Below are 22,538 nucleotides of genomic sequence, written 5' to 3'. Positions count from 1 at the left end.
GAAACGTCCCCGAGTTCGGGTGTGGGGCTCATCCTGACGAGGTGCGGGGCTTAGTCCGACGAGGTGAGTGCGATGAGGCGGCTCATCGCACGCAGGTACTTCTTGCGGTAGCCGCCCGCGAGCATGTCCTCGGCGAACACCTCGTCCAGAGGCAGGCCGGTGGCGATGATGCGCACTTGGGCATCGTAGAGCCGGTCGACGAACGCGACGAAGCGGAGGGCATCCGTCTGGCTGGTGAACTGGCGCACGTGGCGGAAGGCGACGGCGGCCAGGCCCTCGACGAGAGTGACGTAGCGGGACGGGTGCACGGTCGCGAGATGCTCGACGACCTCGTCGAAGTCGTCGATTGTCGTGGTGCCGCCGACGGCTCCGATCGCGTCCTCGATGTCGCCGTCCGGCACGGTGCCGGCATGCCCGGCGACCGTGCGTCGGCGGTAGTCGAGTCCGTCGATCCTGATGGTCGTGAACTTTGCGGCGAGCGCGTCGATCTCGCGCAGGAAGTCGACTGCGGCGAACCGGCCTTCGCCGAGTGCGTTGGGGGGCGTGTTCGAGGTCGCTGCGATGCGGGTGCCGCTGTGGACGAGCTCGGAGAGCAGGCGGGACATCAGCCGCGTATCGCCCGGGTCGTCGAGCTCGAACTCGTCGATGCAGACGAGGGACGCACCGCGCAGCAGATGGATGGTGTCGGCGTAGCCGAGCGCGCCGACCAGCGCCGTGTACTCGATGAAGGTGCCGAAATACTTGCGACCGGGCGCGCGGTGCCAGAGCGCCGCAAGCAAGTGGGTCTTCCCGACGCCGAAGCCGCCGTCGAAGTAGATCCCGGGGAGCGCCGCGGGAGTGCGCTTGCGCCGGAAGAAGCCGCCGCTCGGTCCCGCCGTCCAGACCGCCGAGAACACATCGACCGCCTCGACGGCCTCGGTCTGGGATACGTAGTCCGGGTCGGGGCGGTAGGAGTCGATCGTCGCGCTCACGAACTGCCGCGGCGGCACCAGGTGCGCGACGATCTGCGCCCCGCTGATCGTGGGCCGTCGGTCGACGAGCCTGTTCACAACGCGCACCGGGTCAGCGGACAATTCTTTCGGCCTCACCTTGGTCGCGGATGGTCAATCTCGTGGTCGCATCAGCCTAACCTTGGAGATGTCGGCGTCGTGCCGGCGAGCCCGCGCCAACAGGAGGTCCAGATGGTCATCGAGGTCGATTCATCCGACGAATTCATCGGCTACGCCCATCCCGAGCGACTCGTCTCGACCGGTTGGCTGCAGGAGCACCTCTCCAGTCCCGGCCTCGTGGTGGTCGAATCGGATGAGGACGTCCTGCTCTACGAGACCGGCCACATCCCCGGTGCGGTCAAGGTCGACTGGCACACCGACCTCAACGATCCGGTCGAGAGGGACTACATCGACGGCGCCGCCTTTGCGAAGCTCCTCGGGTCGCGCGGCATCACCCGCGACACGACAGTTGTCATCTACGGCGACAAGAACAACTGGTGGGCCGCCTACGCCCTCTGGGTGTTCACCCTCTTCGGTCACGCCGACGTCCGCCTGCTCGACGGGGGCCGGGCGAAATGGGAGGCCGAGGGCCGCGACTACACGACAGAGCGGCCACGCCCGACCGCGGTCGACTACCCCGTCGTCGAGCGCGACGACAGTTCGATCCGGGCGTACAAGGACGACGTGCTCGCGCACCTCGGCGAGCCCCTCATCGATGTGCGGTCACCCGAGGAGTTCAGCGGGGAGCGCACGACCGCCCCCGCCTACCCCGATGAGGGCGCCCTGCGCGCCGGCCACATCCCCAGCGCGCACAACGTGCCGTGGGGCAGGGCGGCCGCGGACGACGGCACCTTCCGGCGCGTGCCGGAGCTCGACGCGCTGTACCGCGGCGAGGCCGGGCTCAGCGACGGCGACCGGGTCATCGCCTACTGCCGGATCGGCGAGCGGTCGGCGCACACCTGGTTCGTCCTCACCCATCTGCTCGGCTTCGAGAACGTACGCAACTACGACGGGTCCTGGACGGAGTGGGGCAGCGCCGTGCGGGTGCCGATCGTTCGCGGCAGCGAGCCGGGCGAGGTTCCCCAGCGCAAGGGATAATGGACCGGATGACCGAACTACCGCAGTCCCTCGCCCAGATCCGCGACGACTTCCTCGAGCTCGACCAGTCCGACCGGCTGGTGCTGCTCCTCGAGTTCGCCAACGAGCTTCCGGAGCTTCCCGACCAGTTCGCCGACCACCCGGATCTCCTCGAGCGCGTCGAGGAGTGCCAGGCGCCGGTGTTCATCTTCGTCGAGGTCGGCGACGACGGGACGGTGCACCTGCACGCGACCGCACCGAAGGAGGCGCCGACCACGCGGGGGTTCGCCTCGATCCTCGTGCAGGGGCTCTCCGGCCTCAGCGCCGACGAGGTGCTCGACGTTCCGGACGACTTCCCGCAGACGATCGGGCTGACGGATGCGGTGAGCCCGCTCCGGATGCGCGGGATGAACGCCCTGCTCTCCCGCTCGAAGCGACAGATTCGCGCGAAAACCGCGGCGTGATGCTCACCAGGGTGGTCCCGTCCGCCACGGACGCGGAACGGATCGACCTCGGTGAGAACGGCTCTCTGGAGGCTCTCGCGGCGCTGTATGCCGCACCTCGGCCCGAGTGGCTGCGCCTCAACCTCGTCTCGAGCGTGAACGGGAGTGCGACTGGAGGCGATGGCACGTCCGACTCACTCACGAACAGGGCCGACCGAACGATCCTCCGGGCCATCCGCTCCCTCGCCGACGTCGTGCTCGTCGGGGCCGCGAGCGTCAGGGCGGAGGGCTACCACCTGCCGAAGAACTCGCGCCTCGCCATCCTGACCGGCACCGGTGACCTCGACGGGCACAGGGTAGGGGGCAACGTCGAACCCGGCCGGCTGCTCGTCATCTGCCCGGCGGCCGCGGTGGCACGGGCCGAAGCCTCGCTCGACGGCGTCGCCGCGGATATCATCGCGATCGACGACGTCGGCGGTCGCATCGCACCCGCCGACGTCATCGAGTCTCTGCGCGGACGCGGACTCGCCCACATCGTCTGCGAGGGCGGTCCGAGCCTCGCCGGGCAGCTGCTCGACGCGGACGTCGTCGATGAGCTCTGCCTCTCGACTGGGCCCGTCATCACCACCGCCCAGCTGCCCCTCTTCGGTGGAGCCGGCGTCGCCGATCGGCGGCTCGAGCTCAGTCAGCTCCTGATGGACGATGCGAGCGGCCTGTATGCGAGGTGGCAGGTCCCCCGCCCATCGGCAGGGTAGCCAACCACTGGCCGATCTGAGCGGTGAATCGCGCGGGGTCGTAGTTCCACAGGCGCGCGTGCCGCGCTCCCCGCCACCGGTGGAACGTCACGATATCAGGCCGAGCGTATGCGAGCGCCCGTGACGCGGTCGGCGGCACATAGCCGTCGTCGTCGCTGTGCATCAGCAGGATTGGCGCGGTCAACTCGTCGCTGCGGAGCACGAAGTCCAGCATCCGGAAGTCGATTGCGGCTCGCAGCCCGGTGATCCGGTGTGCGCTCCGACTGCCGAGGAGGGCGATCGCCGCGCGCTGCACCAGCCGCGGAACCCGCATCGCCCGAGCGTGGAAGAGCAGGGTGGGCGCCCAGTCGACGACGGGCGACTCGAGCACGATCCCGCGCACGAGGGTCGCGAGCTCCGAGTTCGCCGCGGCCTGCAGCACCGCGGCGCCGCCCATCGAGAACCCCACGAGGACGACGTCGGTCGCGCCCCGCTCGTCGTGGGCATAGCGGATGCCCGCCTCCACATCGAGCCACTCGGTCGCACCGAGGGCATAGCGGCGGTCGTCGCTCGCGGGCGCATCGCCGTCGTTGCGCCAGGAGACGAGCAGACAGTTGTACCCCGCCTCACGGAACACGCCAACGCAGCGCAGTGTCTCCGAGCGGGTCACCCCGCGCCCGTGCACGAGTACCGCCCACGCGGTGCGCGCGGTGCCGTGCTCGTCCCGCTCGGCGAGGATGACCCAGGCGGGCGCCGGGCCGAGGGTGGTCACGAGGCTCACGCTCTCGTGGTCGACGCCCAGGTCACGGGGGGTCAGGAAGAACCACCCGCTGAACCGGCCCCTCGTGCCGGGCAGCAGCTCGCCGAAGTCCACGCCGAGGAGCTCGCGTGTCACGGTTCCCTCGGTCTCGGCCGCGACGTCGCCGAGCCGCGCGTGCCCGGAGTCACGGGAGAACCACAGGCCGTAGCGGCCGGGCGTCGCAGAGTCGGCGGTGCGGCCGAGAGTCACCGTGTGCGCCCGCGCATCCACCTCGAGGATCGGCACGTCGTCGGTGCGGCTCCTCGGCGGCGTCACGACGAGCCGAGCCACGCGCAGCGCCACGAGCGCGGTGATGACGCCGCCCATCGCCATGAGCGACGACACCGAGAAGATCACGATGCTCCACCACGGGGACCGGCGGTCGGCGTGCCTTCCGGAATCTGCCACGCACAAACTCTAATCTTCACTCGTGCCCGAAACAGTCTCCGGAGCCTCGGCCCCACCCGCGTTCGCCTCGGCGCTCGAGTCGATCCGCGGGTCGGCGCCCCGAAAAGAGCTGGCAATCACCGAGATAACGGCACCATCGGGTCTTGCCCCGTTCACGGTCGCGCTCGCCGCCGATGTCACCCCGGCGCGACACGAGGGTGACTCGGATCTGGGCACCGGACGGTTCATCCTGCTGCACGACCCCGAGGGCCAGCAGGGCTGGGACGGAGAGTTCCGAATCGTCTGCTTTGCGCAGGCGCCACTCGAGACCGACATGGGCGTCGATCCGTTCGTCGCGGACGTCGCCTGGTCGTGGCTTGTCGACGCACTCGCGGCCAGGGGGGCCCGGTATCACTCGCTTTCCGGCACCGCCACGAAGATCTTGTCGACCGGATACGGCGAGCTCGCCGAACAGGGAGACGGGGCCCAGATCGAATTGCGTGCCTCGTGGACACCACAGGGAACCGACATCGCCGCTCATGTGGAAGGCTGGGGGGAGCTAATGTGCATGTTGGCGGGCCTTCCGCCGCGCATTGAAGGAGTGACCATGTTGTCGTCACGTCGAGCAGGGCGTGAGTAACGCCGCTCAGAACACACCGCCGTCCCCTGCCGAGGAAGACGTGCCCGATCCGCACGCCCTCATGAGCGTGATCGACACCCGCGAGGAGTACCTCGCCGCCGTCGAGACCATCGCGGCCGGGCACGGGCCCATCGCCATCGACGCGGAGCGCGCATCCGGATTCCGCTACTCCCAGCGCGCCTACCTGATCCAGGTGTTCCGGCGCGGCGCCGGGATCTTCCTCTTCGACCCCCCGGCGATTGGCTCCTTCGAGGAGCTCGGAGCCGCGATCCACGAGGACGAATGGGTGCTGCACGCCGCCAGCCAAGACCTCGCCTGCCTGCGAGAGGTCGGCCTCGACCCGACCGTGATCTTCGACACCGAACTGGGCGCGCGACTCGCCGGGCTTCCCCGTGTCGGGCTCGGAACCGTGGTGGAGAGCCTCCTCGGCATCCACCTCGCCAAAGAGCACTCGGCGGCTGACTGGTCGACCAGACCGCTCCCCCAGTCGTGGCTGGTCTACGCGGCTCTCGACGTGGAACTGCTCGTCGACCTGCGCGACGCCATGGGGCGCGTGCTGCAGGAGCAGCGCAAGACAGGAATCGCGGAGCAGGAGTTCGCCGCGGTACTCGCCCGCGAGGTGAAGCCCGTGAAGACGGATGCCTGGCGCCGGCTCACCGGGCTCAGCACCGTGCGCGGCGCGCGCAACCTCGCCGTCGCCCGGGAACTCTGGCTGGCACGGGACGCCTTCGCCCGCGAAATCGACACCTCGCCTGGGCGGCTCGTACCGGATTCCTCTCTCGTCTCGGCGGCCCGAAGCCTGCCGGAGTCCAAGCGCGACCTCGCCGCGCTCCGCGAGTTCAACGGTAGGGCCAGCCGCTCCGAACTCGGCCGGTGGTGGGAGGCGATCGAAGCCGGAAAGGCGTCCGACGACCTGCCGCCCCTCCACGTTGCCAGCGACGCCGTGCCGCCAGCGCGAGTCTGGTCGGATCGCAATCCCCCTGCCGACAAGCGCCTGAAGATTTCCAAGGCCGCAATCGCCGAGGTGTCGGTGCTGCTCGACGTTCCCGTCGAGAACCTGCTCCTGCCCGAGACGCTGCGCCGGCTCGCGTGGTCGCCGCCCGCGTCGCTGGAACTGGCCGCGCTGCAGGTGGCCATGCGCGAACTCGGCGTACGACAGTGGCAGATTGACGCAACCGCACAGGTAATCCTCAATGCCTTTGTGGATGCTGTCCAAATCAGCGTCGAACCCGGGCACGGCGAGTCGTAGGAACAATCAAAGGATTCTTCTGGCGTTTTCGCCCCGCCTACGCTCGTAAACATCCGTACCTGAGTTGGAGGCATTGTGGCCGAGAGAGCTGAAGTCGTGTTTGTCGACGGGGTGCGAACCCCGTTCGGTCGAGCTGGCGAAAAGGGAATGTACTGGCAGACGAGGGCCGACGACCTCGTCGTCAAGGCCATCATCGGGCTGCTCGAGCGCAACCCGAACGTTCCGAAAGACCGGATTGACGAGGTCGCCATCGCCGCGACCACCCAGACCGGCGACCAGGGCCTCACCCTCGGCCGCACGGCATCCATCCTCGCGGGCCTGCCCCGCTCGGTGCCCGGCTACGCCATCGACCGGATGTGCGCCGGGGCAATGACCGCGGTGACCGCGACCGCAGGCGGGATCGCTTTCGGCGCCTATGACCTCGCTATCGCCGGCGGAGTCGAGCACATGGGTCGGCACCCGATGGGCTCGGGCGTAGACCCGAACCCCAGGTTCCAGTCGGAGAAGCTCGTGAACGCCGAGGCACTCAACATGGGCAACACGGCGGAGCGCATTCACGACCGCTTCCCGCACCTGACCAAGGAGCGCGCCGACCGGTTCGCTCTTGGGAGCCAGCAGAAGACCGCCCAGGCCTACCTGGACGGCAAGATCCAGCCCGACCTCATCCCCGTCGCGACCCGCAGCGCGAACGGCTGGGGTCTGGCCACAGTCGACGAGGCCCCGCGCCCCGAGACGACGCTCGAGGGCCTCGCCACCCTGCGCACGCCGTTCCGTCCGCACGGACGCGTGACCGCAGGCAACTCGTCCGGACTCAACGACGGGGCGACCGCGAGCCTCATCGCGAGCGCCGACGCGGCGAAGGAACTCGGCCTGGCCCCGAAGATGCGGCTCGTGAGCTTCGCCTTCGCTGGCGTCGAGCCCGAGATCATGGGCATCGGACCGGTCCCCTCAACCGAGAAGGCCCTCCGCAAGGCGGGACTCACGATCAACGACATCGGACTGTTCGAACTCAACGAGGCCTTCGCGATTCAGGTGCTGTCGCTCCTGGACCACTTCGGCATCGACGACGAGGACCCCCGGGTCAACCAGTGGGGCGGCGCGATCGCCGTCGGGCACCCGCTCGCCTCATCCGGCGTGCGCCTGATGATCCAGCTTGCGGCGCAGTTCGCCGAGCACCCCGAGGTGCGCTACGGGCTCACCGCGATGTGCATCGGCCTCGGCCAGGGCGGATCCGTCATCTGGGAGAACCCGCACTACACCGGCAAGCGCAACGCACGGAAGGCAAAGTAGATGACCATCGCCACCGCATACGGAGACCTCACCGCCCTGTCCGGCGACGAAGTCGTGACGCACTCGTACGTGCGCGACGTTCGGCTTCCCAGTGGGGCCACCATCGCCCTCATCACGCTCGACAACGACCGCGACCACACCAGGCCGAACACGCTCGGCCCCGTGACGCTCATGGAGCTCGGCTCCGTTCTCGACGCCCAGCGGGACCGCGGCGCGAACGGCGAGATCGCTGGCGTCGCCATCACGGGGAAGCCGTTCATCCTCGCTGCGGGCGCCGACCTCAGCAAGGTGAGCGAGATCCCGAGCACCGCGGTCGCGAAGCAGCTCGCCCAGCTCGGCCATGAGGTTCTCGGCAAGCTCGACGATCTCGGAGTGCCCACCTTCGTGTTCATCAACGGGCTCGCGCTCGGTGGCGGCCTCGAGGTCGCCCTCAACGCGAACTACCGCACCATCGACCGCGGCGTCCCCGCCGTGGCCCTCCCCGAGGTGTTCCTCGGAATCATCCCCGGCTGGGGTGGAGCGTGGATCCTGCCGAACCTCATCGGCATCGAGAACGCCCTCAAGGTCATCATCGAGAACCCCCTCAAGAACAATCGCACCCTGAAGGGCCAGGAGGCGTTCGAACTCGGAATCGCCGATGCGATCTTCGACTCGGCGAACTTCCTCGAGGACTCGCTGAAGTTCGCAGATGGAGTGATCTCGGGCTCGGTCGTCGTGAAGCGCCCGAACGTGCCCGGCAAGCTCGAACGCGCCGTGAAGTGGGATGCGGCTGTCGGGATCGCGCGCAAGATGCTGGAGAGCCGCATCGGAACGGTCGCCCAGTCGCCGTACAAGGCGCTCGATCTCATCAAGGCCGCCAAGAACACCGATAGGGCCACCGGCTTCGCAGCAGAGGACGAGGCGCTGTCCGAGCTGATCTCCGGTGACCAGTTCCGGGCGAGCATCTACGCCTTCAACCTCGTGCAGAAGCGCGCGAAGCGGCCAGCGGGTGCGCCTGACAAGGCGCTCGCGAAGCCGGTCACCAAGGTCGGCGTCGTCGGCGCCGGCCTGATGGCCAGCCAGTTCGCACTGCTGTTCGTGCGCCGGCTCAAGGTGCCCGTCGTGATCACCGACCTCGACCAGGCCCGGGTGGACAAGGGGGTGGACTACATCCGCGGCGAGATCGACACGCTCGAGAAAAAGGGAAAGATCAACGGTGACGAGTCGAACCGGCTGAAGGCACTCGTGACCGGCACCACCGACAAGGCCGACTTCGCCGACGCCGACTGGATCATTGAGGCGGTCTTCGAGGAGCTCGGCGTCAAGCAGGACGTCTTCGCGGAGATCGAGAAGCACGTGTCCGACACCGCGGTGCTGGCCACGAACACGTCGTCGCTGTCGGTCGAGCAGATCGGCGCGAAGCTCGCCCACCCGGAACGCCTCGTCGGCTTCCACTTCTTCAACCCCGTCGCGGTCATGCCGCTCGTCGAGGTCGTCAGGGCTCCGTCGACCGACGACGCGACTCTCAGCACGGCGATGGTCACAGCGGCGAAGCTGTACAAGAACGCCGTCATCACCACTGACACCCCCGGATTCGTCGTCAACCGCATCCTCGCCAAGCTCCTCGGCGAGGCGATGCACGCGGTCGACACCGGTACGCCCTTCGAGGTCGTCGACAAGTCGATCGCGCCGTTCGGCCTGCCGATGACGCCGTTCGAACTGCTCGAACTTGTCGGGCTCAAGGTCGGCGCGCACGTGCTCGACACCCACCACGCCGCGTTCCCCGACCGGTTCTTCGAGAGCAAGAACCTGCACGACCTCGCGGAGCACGGGCAGATCTTCGAGCGTGACGCCAAGGGCAAGGTCAAGGGCTTCGACAAGAAGGCCGTCTCGATCGTGAAGGGCGGCAAGTCGCCGATGACGGGCGAGGAGATCCTTCGCCGGGTCGAGGACGGCCTCGCCGACGAGATCCACCGGATGCTCGAGGACGGCGTTGTCGAGGCCCCGGAGGACATCGACCTCTGCCTTATCCTCGGAGCAGGCTGGCCGTTCCAGATGGGCGGCGCAACCCCGTACCTCGACCGCGTCGGTGCGTCGGAACGGGTCTTCGGCGGCACCTTCCACACGCCGTCGATCCGCGGCATGGAGTAGCCCGGAAACTCAGAAGAGCCCCGCCCGCCCCGCCGTCAGGCTGGGTGGGTGGGGCTCTTTTCGCGGGGCCCGCCGCAGCTCAGGAGGGTGCCGAGGCGCTTCTCAGTCGTTCTGCAGCGCCGAGGGATTCAGCCGTCTGGCGTCCGCGGCGTCCTCGGGCAGGGGCCGTGCGACGGGGATCTTGCTCCCGAGCACCTGTGCGACGACATCTCGCGCGATCTGCTGAGGGGTCAGGCCGACCTGTTCGAGGATCTGGGCGCGCGAGGCGTGATCGATGAACTGGTCGGGCAGGCCGAGCTCGGTCACCGCGGTGTCGACGCCGGCGGCGCGCAGGTCCTGGCGGATGCGGGTGCCCACTCCCCCGACACGGATGCCGTCCTCGATCGAGATGACGATGCGGTGCTCGGCCGCGAGGGCGATGATGCTCTTCGGAACCGGAACCACCCAGCGCGGATCGACGACGGTGGCGCCGATGCCCTGCGCGGCGAGCCGCTCGGCGACCTGCAGTCCGAGGTCGGCCATCGGGCCGACGGTGACAATCAGGACATCCTTGTGGGGCGCATCGCGGAGCACGTCGACGCCGTCGTCGAGGCGCCTGACGGCGTTGAACTCGGTGCCGACATCGCCCTTGGAGAACCGCACCACGGTGGGACCGTCGCTCACGGCGACCGCCTCGCCAAGCACCTCGCGCAACCTCGTCGCGTCCCGTGGGGCGCTCAGGCGGATGCCGGGGATGACCTGCAGGATCGCGAGGTCCCACATGCCATGGTGGCTGGGCCCGTCGGGGCCGGTGACGCCGGCCCGGTCGAGTACGAACGTGACGCCTGCCTTGTGCAGGGCGACATCCATGAGCACCTGATCGAATGCGCGGTTGATGAACGTCGCGTAAAGGGCGACGACGGGGTGCAGCCCGCCGAAGGCCATCCCGGCCGCCGAGGTCACCGCATGCTGTTCCGCGATGCCGACATCGAGCACCCGGTCCGGGTACTTCTGGGCGAACTTGTGCAGGCCGGTCGGGCGCAGCATTGCGGCGGTGATCCCCACGATCGTGTCGTTCTTGTCGGCGAGCTTCACGATCTCGTCCGAAAACACTGAGGTCCAGGATGCCTTGCCCGGGGCACCGATCGGCTCGCCCGTCTCCGGGTCGATCTGGCCGACGGCGTGGAACTGGTCGGCGTCGTCCTGGCGTGCGGGCTGGTAGCCGTGCCCCTTCTGGGTTATGGCGTGCACGATCACCGGGCCGTCGTAGTTCTTCGCCTGCTCGAGAGCCTCCCGGAGCGCGGCGATGTCGTGGCCGTGGATCGGCCCGATGTACTTGATGTCGAGGTTGGAGTACAGCGCCTCGTTGTTGCTGAACCGCGAGAGGAAGCCGTGAAGCCCGCCGCGCACACCGCGGTAGAGCGCCTGCCCGGGTGCGCCGAACCGGTCGAACAGGCTGCGGCTGGAGAGGTACAGGTCGCGGTACGACCTCCTGGTGCGCACCGTATTCAGGAACCGGGCCATCCCGCCGATCGTGGGGGCGTAGGAGCGGCCGTTGTCGTTGACGACGATAACGAGCTTGCGCTTGTTGTCGTCGCTGATGTTGTTGAGCGCCTCCCACGTCATGCCGCCGGTGAGGGCGCCATCCCCCACGATCGCGACCACGTACCGGTCGTCCTGCCCCGTCATCGTGAACGAGCGGGAGATCCCGTCCGCCCAGGACAGCGAACTCGACGCGTGCGAGCTCTCCACGACGTCGTGCACTGATTCGGAGCGCTGCGGGTAGCCGGCGAGTCCACCGCGCTCGCGCAGGCGACTGAAGTCCTGTCGGCCGGTGAGCAGCTTGTGCACGTACGACTGGTGCCCGGTGTCGAAGACGATTGGGTCCTTCGGCGAATCGAATACCCGGTGGATCGCGAGCGTGAGCTCGACGACACCGAGGTTCGGGCCCAGATGGCCCCCCGTCTTCGACACCTCCCCGACCAGGAATGTCCGGATTTCCGCGGCAAGCTCGACAAGCTGCGCCGGAGATAGCGAATCGAGGTCGCGAGGACCGCGGATGTTCTCGAGGAGCGTCATGGCGTCGAGTCTACTTCCGGCTTGCTCGGAGGTTTCAGGACACGAGGGACCGCAGCACGTACTGCAGGATCCCCCCGTTGCGGTAGTAGTCAGCCTCACCGGGCGTGTCGATGCGGACGATCGCGTCGAACTCGACGGTCTGCTTACCCTCCGGAGACTGCGTGCTGGGCTCGGCGACAACGCGCACGGTGCGCGGCGTCGTGCCGTTGTTCAATTCGGCGATGCCCGTGATGCTAATCGTCTCGGTGCCGTCGAGGCCGAGCGACGCCCACGTCTCTCCGGCCGGGAACTGCAGCGGTACGACGCCCATCCCGATGAGGTTGGAGCGGTGGATCCGCTCGAAGCTCTCGGTGATCACGGCCTTGACACCGAGGAGGCTCGTGCCTTTCGCCGCCCAGTCACGTGACGACCCGGAACCGTACTCCTTGCCGCCGAGGATGACGAGAGGGATCTGGGCTGCCTGATAGTTCGCCGACGCGTCGTAGATGAAGGCCTGCGGCGCGTCGGGCTGCGTGAAGTCGCGCGTGTAGCCCCCCTCGACGCCATCGAGGAGCTGGTTCTTGAGCCGAATGTTCGCGAAGGTGCCGCGGATCATTACCTCGTGGTTGCCGCGCCGGGAGCCGTAGGAGTTGTAGTCCGCCCGCTCGACGCCGTGCTCATTGAGGTAGTGCCCGGCGGGGCTGTCCGCCTTGATGGTGCCGGCTGGGCTGATGTGGTCGGTGGTGACCGAGTCGCCCAGCTTCGCGAGCACGCGTGCGCCGCTGATGTCGGTGACCGGGGTCGTCTCGATCGTCATGCCGTCGAAGTACGGGGGCTTGCGAACGTAGGTGGACTTCTCGTCCCACTCGAACGTCGGACCGGTCGGGGTCGGCAGCGAGCGCCAGCGCTCGTCGCCGTCGAAGACACCCGCATACTCGTGGGTGAACATCTCGGTGTCGATCGCGGAGTCGATCGTCTGCTGCACCTCGGCGGCGTCGGGCCAGATGTCCTTGAGGAACACCTCGGTTCCGTCGGTTGCGGTGCCGAGGGAATCGGTCACGAAATCGAAGTTCATCGTCCCGGCGAGAGCGTAGGCGATGACGAGCGGCGGGCTCGCGAGGTAGTTCATCTTCACGTCGGGATTGATGCGGCCCTCGAAGTTGCGATTGCCCGAGAGCACCGCGGTGACTGCAAGGTCGTTGTCATTGACCGCGGCGGAGATCTCGTCGAGCAGCGGGCCGGAGTTTCCGATGCAGGTCGTGCAGCCGTAGCCGACGGTGAAGAAGCCGAGGTCCTCGAGGTAGCTCGTCAGCCCGGCCTTCTCGTAGTAGTCGGTGACGACCTTGGACCCGGGGGCGAGGGTGGTCTTGACCCACGGCTTGACCTTGAGGCCCTTCATGCTGGCGTTGCGGGCCAGGAGGCCTGCAGCGAGCATGACCGAGGGGTTGGACGTGTTCGTGCACGATGTGATCGCGGCGATCGCGACGGCGCCGTGGTCGAGCGTGAAGCCCGTGCCATCCCCGAGTTTGACGCCGGTCGGGGTCGAGGCCGTCGACGGGGCGTGGCTCGAGTGGTGGTTCTGGGCCGGGGCGTGCGCGGACGTCTCGTCCTGCGGGGTCAAACCGATCGGGTCGGATGCCGGGAAGGTGCCCTCGATTGCCGCGTCGACCTTCGAGCGGGTCACGCCGGCGTAGTCGTTGAGGTCGATCTCGAACTGGTCTTTCGCGCGGCTGAGCTCGACGCGGTCCTGGGGGCGCTTCGGTCCGGCGATGGACGGCACGACGGTGGACAGGTCGAGCTCGATGTACTCGCTGTAGGTCGCCTCGGTCGACGGGTCGTGCCAGAGCGTCTGCAGCTTGGCGTACTCCTCGACGAGGCGCACCTGCTCCTCGTCGCGGCCGGTGAGACGCAGGTAGTCGAGGGTCACGTCGTCGATCGGGAACATCGCGGCGGTGGAGCCGAACTCCGGGCTCATGTTTCCGATGGTGGCGCGGTTCGCGAGCGGCACCGAGGCAACCCCCTGCCCATAGAACTCGACAAACTTGCCAACGACCCCATGGTCCCGCAGCATCTCGGTGATAGTCAGCACGACGTCGGTCGCCGTGACCCCCGCGGGGATCTGTCCGGACAGCTTGAAGCCGACGACCTTCGGGATGAGCATCGAGACAGGCTGGCCGAGCATGGCCGCCTCGGCCTCGATGCCACCGACGCCCCAGCCGAGCACGCCGAGCCCGTTCACCATGGTGGTGTGGGAGTCGGTGCCGACGCAGGTGTCGGGGTAAGCCTGGAGCGCGCCGTTCACGGTGCGCGTGTACGTCACCCTCGCGAGGTACTCGATGTTGACCTGGTGAACGATTCCGGTTCCTGGCGGGACAACCTTGAAGTCGTCGAAGGCGGTCTGGCCCCAGCGGAGGAACTGGTATCGCTCCCCGTTCCGCTGGTACTCGATCTCCACGTTGCGCTCGAGGGCGTCGGCGGTGCCGAACAGGTCGGCGATGACCGAGTGGTCGATGACCAGTTCGGCGGGCGCCAGCGGGTTGATCTTGGTGGGGTCGCCGCCCAGTTCCGCGACGGCCTCGCGCATGGTCGCGAGGTCGACGATGCAGGGGACACCGGTGAAGTCCTGCATCACCACGCGGGCGGGGGTGAACTGGATCTCGGTGTCGGGCTCAGCGGTGGGAACCCAGCCGCCGAGGGCCTCGATCTGCGCGCGGGTCACATTCGCGCCGTCCTCGGTACGGAGGAGGTTCTCGAGCAGCACCTTCAGGCTGAACGGGAGCTTCTCGGATCCGGCGACGCTGTCGAGCCGGAACACCTCATAGTCGGTCGCACCGACAGTGAGCGTGTCCTTCGAACCGAAGCTGTTGATTGCGGACATGTCGAGTCTCCCTTGCTGACGTCTGCCAATCCTGACCGCCGACCTGCGGGCGTGCCACCAAGGCAAGCCTAAGTGTCGCGGGTGTGCGCTCGCACGGGGCGAGTCATCGAAAGTATCTCGACGTCAAGATAAATCATTATAGGCACAGGCGACCTGTCGGCCGTCGCTATGCCACGGCGTTTTCCCGCCGGTAGACGCTCCGCACCAGCATCCACGTCACCCAGAGCATGACCGCGTAGAGCGGCACGCCGAGCACGAGCTTGACTGTGCCGAGCAGCTCGACTTCGCCGGCGAGGTAGAGGGGAAGCTCGGCGGCGAGCCGCAGGAGGAAGAGTCCGCACCAGAGCACCGTCGCGAGCGTCAAGACGCGCATCTTCGCGGGACTGTTCCGCCATTCGAGGCCGTCGTTGCTGAGCACTCCGACGATCAGCCCGATGAGGGGGTGTCGCGCGAGAATGCTCACGACCAGCACGAGCAATGAGATCGCGTTGATGATGAGCCCCGGAACGAAGTTGTCCTCGGGCCTGCCGGTGAAGAGCGCCAGGCCGGCCGAGATGGCGACGCCGCCGACCCCGGCGACGGCCTGGTTCACGGACGAGCGGGAGATGAGCCTGACCAGCACGAACCCGATCGCGATCGCGACGGGGACGAGCACCGCGGCGGCGAGGTTCTCGGTGGCGGCGTAGATCACCAGGAAGCCGAGCGCCGGGAGGATCGCCTCGACGATGCCCCGCAGTCCCCCGACGGCCTTGAGGAGCGACGCGGCGGTAGGCATCTCGCCCGGAGCCACCTGCCCGATCCCCGCGTTCCTCACAGCGAAGCCGAGTGCCTCGCGCAGGGACGGCTCGCTCGCGGAGGACGGCGAAGGTCCGGTCGCCTCAGGTCCGATTGCCTCGGGTCCGATCGCCTCGGTCCCGTCCTCGCGCTTTGTCACGGTTACTCCCCCGGTTCGCGAGGCGGTGCGGTCTGGCCGGCCGCGGACTTGGGGATGTGCAGCGGGATGAGGTCGCGCGGGGGCATCGGCGTCGAGCCGCGCACGACGACGACGCCGCGGAACAGATCCTCGACCTGCGCGGCGGCCTCCGCGTCGACGGCGCCCTTGCCCGCGACGACGCCGCGCAGGAACCAGCGCGGGCCGTCGACGCCGATGAACCGGGCGATGCGCATCGAGCCTTCTCCGCCCGCCTGCACCGTCGGGATCTCCGCGAGGAGCTCCGGCCCGAACGGACCAGCGACCTCCTTGGTCGATCCGCCCTGCTTGTGGATCTGCTCTGTGATCTGGCTCCGGATCTCGTTCCAGAGACCCGTCGTCCTCGGCGCGGCGAACGGCTGCACCTGCAGCGTCGACCCGGCATAGTCGAGCGCTACGGCGACCACCCTCTTGCTGCCCTCCTCGACCTCGAGGCGGAGGTGGAGTCCCTCGCGTGGGAGGATCTTCACCCCGCCCAGGTCGACATAGGGACGCACGGCGTTCGCCTCGCTCTCATCGAGCGGTCCATTCACCCCACGGTCTTCTGGCGCCGACTTGGCATGGTCGAGAGCGTCCTCGACCTCGACCTCGCCTGAGGCGGCCACATCGCGCTCGTCGCTGTTTCCGATGCCTTCGATGGCGGTGTTATCACTCACGCCTGTTCTCCTGGTTCGTTTCGTCGGTATCCGGTCGATCCGAAGCCGTGGTCGCCCCTCGCACTGCCGGGAAGGGTGTCGACCGGGACGAACTGCGCCCTCGTCACCGGCATGACGATGAGCTGCGCGATCCGGTCGCCAACCTCGACAGGATACGCCTTCGCTCTGTCTGTGTTGAGGAGCGTCACTCGGATCTCGCCGCGATAGCCGGCATCAACGGTCCCCGGGCTGTTCACAATAGTGATGCCGTGCCGGGCAGCGAGGCCGCTGCGCGGCACCACGAGGCCGACGTAGCCGTCTGGCAGCGCGATGGCGACGCCGGTGCCGACCGTGGCGCGCTCCCCCGGCTCGAGGGTGAGCGCCTCGGCGGCGATGAGATCGGCACCCGCGTCTCCCGGGTGGGCGTAGGACGGGGCGGGCACATCCGGTGCGCCGGCGCTCAGCAGGACTTCGACGTATTCGGGCACGTGACGAGGGTAGTGCAGAACATCTGATCGAATAGGCACATGCAGCTCTATCGTGAACGTCTGTGGCCCTCGGCGTGGGTCTTTCTCTCGACCGCACTTGTGATTCCCGCAAGCCTTCTGGTCTTCCTACCTATTAATCCCACGGCGGGAGTGTGGACGGCCATCGTTTTGTATGCCGGATGCGCCGTGGCGCTGATTGCGACTTCCCCGGTCATCCAGGTGACCGACGCGCAGATTACAGCGGGCCGCGCACGGTTGCCGGTGGGCCTTGCCGGCATTCCCGAGGCCTTCGAGAAGCAGGAGGCCACACTCGAGCGGGGCCAGCGCCTCGACGCGAGGGCCTGGCTCGTCATCAGGGGGTGGGTGTCGCCGGTGGTGAAGATCCCGGTCACCGACCCGGCCGACCCCGCGCCGTATTGGCTCGTCTCAACGAGACGGCCGGCACGCCTCGCCGACGCGATCGAGCGGGCCAGGAGTGGCGGGGCATGACCCGGGGCGTGCGGTCCTCTCTAGGAGGCGCACTCCGCGCAGACAGCGCCCAGCTTCTCGGTGTGGTCGATCTGTGACCGGTGCTTCACGAGGAAGCAGCTGATGCAGGTGAACTCGTCAGCCTGGGGAGGGAGCACCACCACGTCGAGGTCAAGGTCAGAGAGGTCGGCGCCGGGAAGCTCGAAGCCTCCGGGGTTATCCGAATCGTCGACGTCGACTTGGCCGGACATCTTGTCCGGGACCCGCTCCTTCAGCGCCTCGATAGACTCCGAGTCGTCGTCGGTCTTGCGGGGCGCGTCGTAGTCCGTTGCCATGCCTTTTCCAGTTCTGTTCAGCCACGTGAATTCAAATGGGCGGGCATAGTTTGCATGAATTGGTGGGGAATAGCAAACCGTCCCCGCAGTGCCTCACGAGTGCCTTCGGGTCAACTTGCGGCACGCCCGGCGTATTCCCGCGATACAGGGCGTTCGCGTGCAAACCTTGCCCTAATTCGATACACCCCGAAAGGTCAATCGCATGCAGGACCTCACAGTCATCGGCGTCGAGAGCGGTGCGCTTGTCGCAGCGTCGAACGACGGCACCCGCTTCAGAATCGCAATCAACGAGACGCTTCATTCGAAGCTCAGGGACGCGACCCCTCCGCCCGGCAACGTGCGCAAGCCCGCACCCCGGGAGATTCAGGCTCAAATCCGGTCCGGCCTGTCGGCCGAGGAGGTCGCGGCTGTCACCGGTGTGAACCTCGACTACATCCGCAAGTTCGAAGGCCCCGTGCTGGCCGAACGTGAGTTCGTGATCGAGTCGGCGCTCAATATCGCCGTTCACACCGCGATCGACACCGATCCCATGCAGCAGGGGTCCACATTCGGCTCGGTGATTCGCGGGCGACTGAACGACCTCGGTGCCACGGGCGAGCGTTGGGCGAGCTGGAAGCAGCCCGATGGCGCGTGGGTCGTGAAGCTCGCCTTCACGGCGGACCAGATCGATCACGACGCCCGCTGGAACTACGAGCCCAAGAAGGCCGCACTCGCCCCGATGAACAACGAGGCCAACACCCTGTCCCAGCAGGGCGAGATGCCCGGCGGCTTGATCCCGCGCCTGCGCGCGGTCAGCGGTGACGAACGCGCACCGGACTCTTCGCGATTCGACAGCGGCGCCTTTGACGTGCGGACAGGCGACACCGACCGCGAGTCGGGCTCCCACTTCGAGCAGGTGCCGTTCGGCCGCGCCACCGGATCATCCCCCGAGGTGTCGGCCGCTGCGATCAATCGCGCGCCAACGAACGACTCGTCGTCCAGCCAGACGTCCGACCTTCTCGACGCGCTCCGACGACGCCGCGGCGAGCGGGAGAGCGCCGCGTTGTGGAACGAGGAGGACACGAGGGTGGCGCATCCATCGACGAGCAACGTGCGCTTGGTCGACATCCCGTTCGACCCGTTCGACGCGCCCATCGACGACGACCGGCCGCGCGGCCACACCGACACGGCGCCCCAGCCGATCACAAGCCCGGCGAAGGCATCGACGAAGAAGGGCCGCGCCTCGATGCCCAGCTGGGATGAGATCGTCTTCGGCGCCCGCTCGGACGACGATCCGGTTTAGCGCGCGTAGGCGCCGAATCCGAGCAGCGGGATCGCGGTCTCGGCTGCCGCGAGAGAGCCGTGCTGCCCCACCATGGAGCGCCCGCTGTGGTTCGGTGCCCTGGTGTCGTAGTAGGCAATGTTCTTGCGTGCAGCGATGATGATGTCGCCGATCCGGGGCGCGACCTCGGGGGCGACGGTAGGGCCGAACCATCCGGCCGCGATCGCTTCGTCGCGCGAGGCCACCCAGGACCGGCCGCCCTCTGCCTGGCGCCAGGCCTCGAGCACCGCTGTGCGGTGTTCCGGTGACGCGTCCGGCTCCAGGTGCAGCTGCAGGCAGCGGGGTTCGCCTGCGACGAAGCGAACCCCATCGACGAGGGACGCGTCCTCGCCAAACAGCACGTGGGAGTGCTCTGGAATGTCGAGGACGCCGTGGTCGGCGGTCACCAGCAGCCCCTCCCGCGGGCGCAGGCTCGAGGCGAAGCCGCGCACCGCAGCGTCGACCTCCTCAAGCTGGGTCGTCCACTCGGGCGACTCGCAGCCGTCCGAGTGGCCGACCTTGTCGAGTTCGGCGATATAGATGTAGACGATGGCGCGGTCGGTGCCATCGAGGATCTCCCGTGCCGCGTCCATGCGCTCCGGGATGCCCTCGGCGCCCCGGTAGTCCGCGCCGCGCAGCACGGCCTTCGTGAATCCCGAGCGACGGTGCTTCTCGGTCGCGACGACGAAGCTCGGGATCGACTCGGCTGCCGCACGCTCGAAAACGGTGGGCATCCGCTGCCAGGTGGCCGGATCGAGGTGGCTGTCCCAACCGCTCAGCTGGTTGATCACCCGGTTGTGTGCGGGATCCAGCGCCGTGTACCCCACCAGCCCGTGCTCGCCGGGCTGGGCCCCGGTCGTGAAGGTCGCGAGTGCCGCGGCCGTGGTCGTCGGGAAGCCGGCGCCGATCGTCGAACCGCGGTTGAGCAGCGGGGCGAGGGTCCTCGCATGGCCGGCGCGGTGAGCAAGGGCCTGGGCCCCCATGCCGTCGACGAGGATCACGACGGCCTTGTCGACGACGGGAAGGCCGAGCGATCCGGGACGACCCAGCACGGATTCGAGGCAACTCGGCAGAACGTCGGCGAGGCTGAACCGGTGTGTTTTCGTGGCCGGTAGCATGGTCGCAATCCTATGACTACTCCCCTCAACACGACTGCATCCAGCGGGTCCGGCTCCGACGGCCCCGGCGAACGAATCGAAGACGTCGATGTCGCCGACGAGATGCAGGGCTCATTCCTCGAGTACGCCTACTCGGTCATCTACTCCCGCGCGCTCCCGGATGCCCGCGACGGGCTCAAGCCCGTGCAGCGCCGCATCCTGTACCAGATGACCGAGATGGGTCTGCGCCCGGAGCGGGGCCACGTGAAATCCGCCCGTGTCACCGGCGAGGTCATGGGCAAACTCCACCCGCACGGCGACTCGTCGATCTACGACGCGATGGTGCGCATGACGCAGTCGTTCATCATGCGCGTCCCGCTCATCGACGGGCACGGCAACTTCGGCTCCCTCGACGACGGCCCCGCCGCGGCGCGGTACACCGAGGCGCGCCTTGCGCCGGCAGCCAGCGCGATGACGGCGGACCTCGATGAGGATGTCGTCAACTTCGTTCCCAACTACGACAACCAGCTGACGCAGCCGGAGGTGCTCCCGGCCGCGTTCCCGAACCTCCTCGTCAACGGGGCGAGCGGCATCGCCGTCGGCATGGCCACGAACATGGCCCCGCACAATCTCATCGAGGTCATCGGTGCGGCGAGGTTCCTGCTTGACAACCCGACCGCGACCCTCGACGAACTGATGTCCTACGTACCGGGCCCCGACCTTCCGACCGGCGGGACGATCATCGGCCTCGCCGGCATCCGCGACGCCTACGAGACCGGGCGGGGCAGCTTCAAGACGCGAGCGCGCGTGTCGATCGAGTCGATCACCGCACGCAAGACGGGGCTTGTGGTGACCGAGCTGCCCTACATGGTCGGCGCCGAAAAGGTGATCGAGAAGATCAAGGACGGTGTTGGGTCGAAGAAGCTCAGCGGAATCTCCGACGTCACCGACCTCACCGACCGCCGGCACGGCCTGCGCCTGGTCATCGGGATCAAGACGGGGTTCAGCCCGGAAGCCGTTCTCGAGCAGCTGTACCGCTACACGCCTCTCGAAGACCAGTTCAACATCAACGCCGTCGCGCTCGTCAACGGCGGCCCACGCACCCTCGGACTACGCGAGCTTCTTCAGGTCTACCTCGACCACCGCATCTCGGTGGTCACCCGTCGCAGCCAGTACCGGCTCGCGCGCCGCCTCGAGCGTCTGCACCTCGTGGAGGGGCTGCTGATCGCAATCGTCGACATCGACGAGGTGATCCAGGTCATCCGTGCGAGCGATGACAGCGAGCAGGCCCGCGCGAAGCTCATGGAGGTGTTCGACCTCAGCACCCTCCAGGCCGAGTACATCCTGGAGCTGCGGTTGCGGCGCCTCACCCGGTTCTCCCGCATCGAGCTCGAGGCCGAACGAGACCAGTTGCGCGCCGAGATCGCCGAGCTGCAGGAGCTCCTTGCGAGTCCGGTCCGGATCCGCGCTCTCGTGTCGAGCGAGCTCGACCAGGTCGCCGAGAAGTTCGGCACCCCGCGGCGCACCCTGCTCACGGAGGCGAAGCCGAGCATCGCGACGGCGTCATCGCGGAGGGCGGGCCCCGTGCTCGAGGTGGCGGATGTGCCCTGCCGGGTGCTCCTGTCGACGACCGGCCGCATCCTCCGCGTCGATCTGGCCGAGTCTGGCTCCGACGGCGTGCCGCGTGCCGCGCGGCGCACCCGCCACGATGCCATCCGCTCCGACATCCGCACCACGACCCGAACCGAGATCGGCGCGATCACCAACCTCGGCCGCCTCATCCGGTTCTCCCCCGTCGACCTGCCCGTCGCGCCGGAGAACTCGATCCAGTTGGGCGCCGGCCGCAAGGTCGACGAGTACATCGCCCTCGCGAACCGCAAGGAGCGCGTGCTTGCCCTCGTGTCGCTCGACTCGCCCGACTCGATCGCGATCGGTACGCGGTTGGGGATCGTCAAACGGCTCGCTGTGGGTACCTGGCCGAACCGGCCCGACTTCGAGGTCATCAGCCTCAAGCCGCGCGACGAGGTGATCGGCGCGGCGCAAGGCCCGGAGAGCGACGAACTCGTCTTCGTGAGCTCCCTCGCCCAGCTGCTGCACTTCCCGGCTGCGCTCGTGCGGCCGCAGGGCATCGCGGCCGGCGGCGTGGCCGGTATGAACCTCGGGGCGAAGGATGCCGCGATCTTCTTCACGTCGCTCGATCCCGCGACATCCGTTGTGGCGACCGTCGCGACGAACTCGACAACGCTTGCCGGAACAGACGCGGGTCGCGCGAAGGTCTCCGACTTCTCCGAGTTCCCCGGCAAGGGCCGCGCGACCGGTGGGGTCAGGGCGCACGCATTCCTGAAGGGCGAGGACTCCCTCGCCCTTGCCTGGGCAGGTCCGTCGCCCGCGCTCGCGGTCGCGCAGGACGGCGGGGCCCGACAGCTCCCTGAGTCCGGGATGAAACGCGGCGGCTCCGGGTTGCCGCTCGACTCCCCGATCACGTCGATCGGCCAAGCGATCCAGCCGGCCTGACCCTCAGCTCTGGCCACCCGCACCCTCTCCCGTGCGTCGCGCTGGCGCTGTTCGCCCCCGCGGCTGTAATCGCACGCA

The 22,538-nt window shown here is 68.0% G+C and carries 19 protein-coding genes; 10 read left to right on the top strand and 9 right to left on the bottom strand.

Annotated elements, in window-relative coordinates; all coding sequences use genetic code 11:
* Positions 1-50 precede the first annotated feature (50 nt).
* Positions 51-1,073, bottom strand: coding sequence for a cell division protein ZapE (gene zapE / locus BHD05_RS10175; protein WP_161886330.1), 1,023 nt, complete (start codon positions 1,071-1,073; stop codon positions 51-53).
* Between the two features lie 108 nt (positions 1,074-1,181).
* Between zapE and BHD05_RS10170 the strand changes: the two genes are divergently transcribed.
* Genes BHD05_RS10170 through BHD05_RS10160 form a run of 3 tightly spaced genes read left to right on the top strand, consistent with a single transcriptional unit; the run spans position 1,182 to position 3,264 of the window.
* A complete protein-coding gene (locus BHD05_RS10170) occupies positions 1,182-2,087 on the top strand; it encodes a sulfurtransferase (protein WP_161886329.1) in 906 nt (301 codons plus the stop codon).
* A gap of 8 nt (positions 2,088-2,095) precedes the next feature.
* On the top strand, positions 2,096-2,530 hold the full coding sequence (locus tag BHD05_RS10165) for a SufE family protein (protein ID WP_161886328.1): 435 nt from the start codon (positions 2,096-2,098) through the stop codon (positions 2,528-2,530).
* The gene (locus BHD05_RS10160; protein WP_161887474.1) at positions 2,530-3,264 is read left to right on the top strand and encodes a dihydrofolate reductase family protein; all 735 of its coding nucleotides are present in this window, start codon (positions 2,530-2,532) and stop codon (positions 3,262-3,264) included. The genes BHD05_RS10165 and BHD05_RS10160 overlap by 1 nt, the downstream gene beginning before the upstream one ends.
* Here the strand turns inward: BHD05_RS10160 and BHD05_RS10155 are convergent.
* Positions 3,191-4,450: an alpha/beta hydrolase gene (locus BHD05_RS10155; protein ID WP_236966497.1), complete on the bottom strand. Its 1,260-nt coding sequence runs from the start codon at positions 4,448-4,450 to the stop codon at positions 3,191-3,193. The genes BHD05_RS10160 and BHD05_RS10155 overlap by 74 nt on opposite strands.
* Positions 4,451-4,472: 22 nt before the next feature.
* On the opposite strand from BHD05_RS10155, the gene BHD05_RS10150 reads away from it, so the two are divergent.
* The 4 genes from BHD05_RS10150 (at position 4,473) to BHD05_RS10135 (ending at position 9,738) form a co-directional block, all read left to right on the top strand.
* A complete protein-coding gene (locus tag BHD05_RS10150; protein ID WP_161886327.1) occupies positions 4,473-5,069 on the top strand; it encodes a DUF3000 domain-containing protein in 597 nt (198 codons plus the stop codon).
* A gap of 61 nt (positions 5,070-5,130) precedes the next feature.
* Positions 5,131-6,318 (top strand): HRDC domain-containing protein, encoded by a 1,188-nt coding sequence (locus BHD05_RS10145; protein ID WP_161887472.1) that lies wholly within the window; start codon positions 5,131-5,133, stop codon positions 6,316-6,318.
* A gap of 75 nt (positions 6,319-6,393) precedes the next feature.
* Positions 6,394-7,608 carry a thiolase family protein gene (locus BHD05_RS10140; RefSeq protein WP_161886326.1) on the top strand — a complete coding sequence of 405 codons (1,215 nt, stop codon included), beginning with the start codon at positions 6,394-6,396 and terminating at the stop codon, positions 7,606-7,608.
* Complete coding sequence (locus BHD05_RS10135) at positions 7,609-9,738, top strand: 3-hydroxyacyl-CoA dehydrogenase NAD-binding domain-containing protein (protein ID WP_161886325.1); 2,130 nt, start codon at positions 7,609-7,611, stop codon at positions 9,736-9,738.
* 102 nt (positions 9,739-9,840) lie between these two features.
* On the opposite strand, the gene dxs is transcribed toward BHD05_RS10135, so the two are convergent.
* From dxs to dut, 5 genes are all read right to left on the bottom strand, one after another.
* Entirely contained in the window at positions 9,841-11,796 is a 1,956-nt protein-coding gene (gene dxs, locus BHD05_RS10130) for a 1-deoxy-D-xylulose-5-phosphate synthase (RefSeq protein ID WP_161886324.1), read from the bottom strand.
* 34 nt (positions 11,797-11,830) lie between these two features.
* Positions 11,831-14,653 (bottom strand): aconitate hydratase AcnA, encoded by a 2,823-nt coding sequence (gene acnA, locus BHD05_RS10125; RefSeq protein WP_161886323.1) that lies wholly within the window; start codon positions 14,651-14,653, stop codon positions 11,831-11,833.
* Positions 14,654-14,819: 166 nt separating this feature from the next.
* Positions 14,820-15,587 carry a DUF3159 domain-containing protein gene (locus BHD05_RS10120; RefSeq protein WP_202614191.1) on the bottom strand — a complete coding sequence of 256 codons (768 nt, stop codon included), beginning with the start codon at positions 15,585-15,587 and terminating at the stop codon, positions 14,820-14,822.
* 2 nt (positions 15,588-15,589) lie between these two features.
* Positions 15,590-16,228, bottom strand: a complete 639-nt coding sequence (locus BHD05_RS10115) for a DUF3710 domain-containing protein (protein ID WP_236966743.1) — start codon at positions 16,226-16,228, stop codon at positions 15,590-15,592.
* 47 nt (positions 16,229-16,275) lie between these two features.
* A complete protein-coding gene (gene dut, locus BHD05_RS10110) occupies positions 16,276-16,725 on the bottom strand; it encodes a dUTP diphosphatase (RefSeq protein WP_236966742.1) in 450 nt (149 codons plus the stop codon).
* A 60-nt stretch (positions 16,726-16,785) separates the two neighbouring features.
* On the opposite strand from dut, the gene BHD05_RS10105 reads away from it, so the two are divergent.
* Complete coding sequence (locus BHD05_RS10105) at positions 16,786-17,235, top strand: DUF3093 domain-containing protein (RefSeq protein WP_161886321.1); 450 nt, start codon at positions 16,786-16,788, stop codon at positions 17,233-17,235.
* A gap of 20 nt (positions 17,236-17,255) precedes the next feature.
* On the opposite strand, the gene BHD05_RS10100 is transcribed toward BHD05_RS10105, so the two are convergent.
* Positions 17,256-17,549, bottom strand: coding sequence for a DUF4193 domain-containing protein (locus BHD05_RS10100; protein WP_161886320.1), 294 nt, complete (start codon positions 17,547-17,549; stop codon positions 17,256-17,258).
* A 202-nt stretch (positions 17,550-17,751) separates the two neighbouring features.
* Here BHD05_RS10100 and sepH point away from each other — a divergent pair, with 202 nt between their 5' ends.
* Complete coding sequence (gene sepH, locus BHD05_RS10095; protein WP_161886319.1) at positions 17,752-18,831, top strand: septation protein SepH; 1,080 nt, start codon at positions 17,752-17,754, stop codon at positions 18,829-18,831.
* Here sepH and BHD05_RS10090 read toward each other — a convergent pair.
* Complete coding sequence (locus BHD05_RS10090) at positions 18,828-19,967, bottom strand: alkaline phosphatase family protein (protein ID WP_161886318.1); 1,140 nt, start codon at positions 19,965-19,967, stop codon at positions 18,828-18,830. The two genes, sepH and BHD05_RS10090, sit on opposite strands and share 4 nt — an antisense overlap.
* Before the next feature lie 12 nt (positions 19,968-19,979).
* Between BHD05_RS10090 and BHD05_RS10085 the strand changes: the two genes are divergently transcribed.
* Positions 19,980-22,460 (top strand): DNA gyrase/topoisomerase IV subunit A, encoded by a 2,481-nt coding sequence (locus tag BHD05_RS10085; RefSeq protein WP_161886317.1) that lies wholly within the window; start codon positions 19,980-19,982, stop codon positions 22,458-22,460.
* The last annotated feature ends 78 nt before the right edge of the window (positions 22,461-22,538 follow it).

The sequence above is a fragment of the Marisediminicola antarctica genome (assembly GCF_009930795.1).
Lineage (GTDB): Bacteria > Actinomycetota > Actinomycetes > Actinomycetales > Microbacteriaceae > Marisediminicola > Marisediminicola antarctica.
Note: the sequence above shows the minus strand (reverse complement) of the source record. Positions and strands in the feature narration are given on the sequence as shown.

Bases quoted from the DNA above. Each gene is read 5' to 3' on its own strand.
- BHD05_RS10170 (WP_161886329.1), top strand. From the start codon at position 1,182: ATGGTCATCGAGGTCGATTCATCCGACGAATTCATCGGCTACGCCCAT.
- BHD05_RS10165 (WP_161886328.1), top strand. From the start codon at position 2,096: ATGACCGAACTACCGCAGTCCCTCGCCCAGATCCGCGACGACTTCCTC.
- BHD05_RS10160 (WP_161887474.1), top strand. From the start codon at position 2,530: ATGCTCACCAGGGTGGTCCCGTCCGCCACGGACGCGGAACGGATCGAC.
- BHD05_RS10145 (WP_161887472.1), top strand. From the start codon at position 5,131: ATGAGCGTGATCGACACCCGCGAGGAGTACCTCGCCGCCGTCGAGACC.
- BHD05_RS10135 (WP_161886325.1), top strand. From the start codon at position 7,609: ATGACCATCGCCACCGCATACGGAGACCTCACCGCCCTGTCCGGCGAC.
- dxs (WP_161886324.1), bottom strand. From the start codon at position 11,796: ATGACGCTCCTCGAGAACATCCGCGGTCCTCGCGACCTCGATTCGCTA.
- acnA (WP_161886323.1), bottom strand. From the start codon at position 14,653: ATGTCCGCAATCAACAGCTTCGGTTCGAAGGACACGCTCACTGTCGGT.
- BHD05_RS10105 (WP_161886321.1), top strand. From the start codon at position 16,786: ATGCAGCTCTATCGTGAACGTCTGTGGCCCTCGGCGTGGGTCTTTCTC.
- BHD05_RS10100 (WP_161886320.1), bottom strand. From the start codon at position 17,549: ATGGCAACGGACTACGACGCGCCCCGCAAGACCGACGACGACTCGGAG.
- sepH (WP_161886319.1), top strand. From the start codon at position 17,752: ATGCAGGACCTCACAGTCATCGGCGTCGAGAGCGGTGCGCTTGTCGCA.
- BHD05_RS10090 (WP_161886318.1), bottom strand. From the start codon at position 19,967: ATGCTACCGGCCACGAAAACACACCGGTTCAGCCTCGCCGACGTTCTG.
- BHD05_RS10085 (WP_161886317.1), top strand. From the start codon at position 19,980: ATGACTACTCCCCTCAACACGACTGCATCCAGCGGGTCCGGCTCCGAC.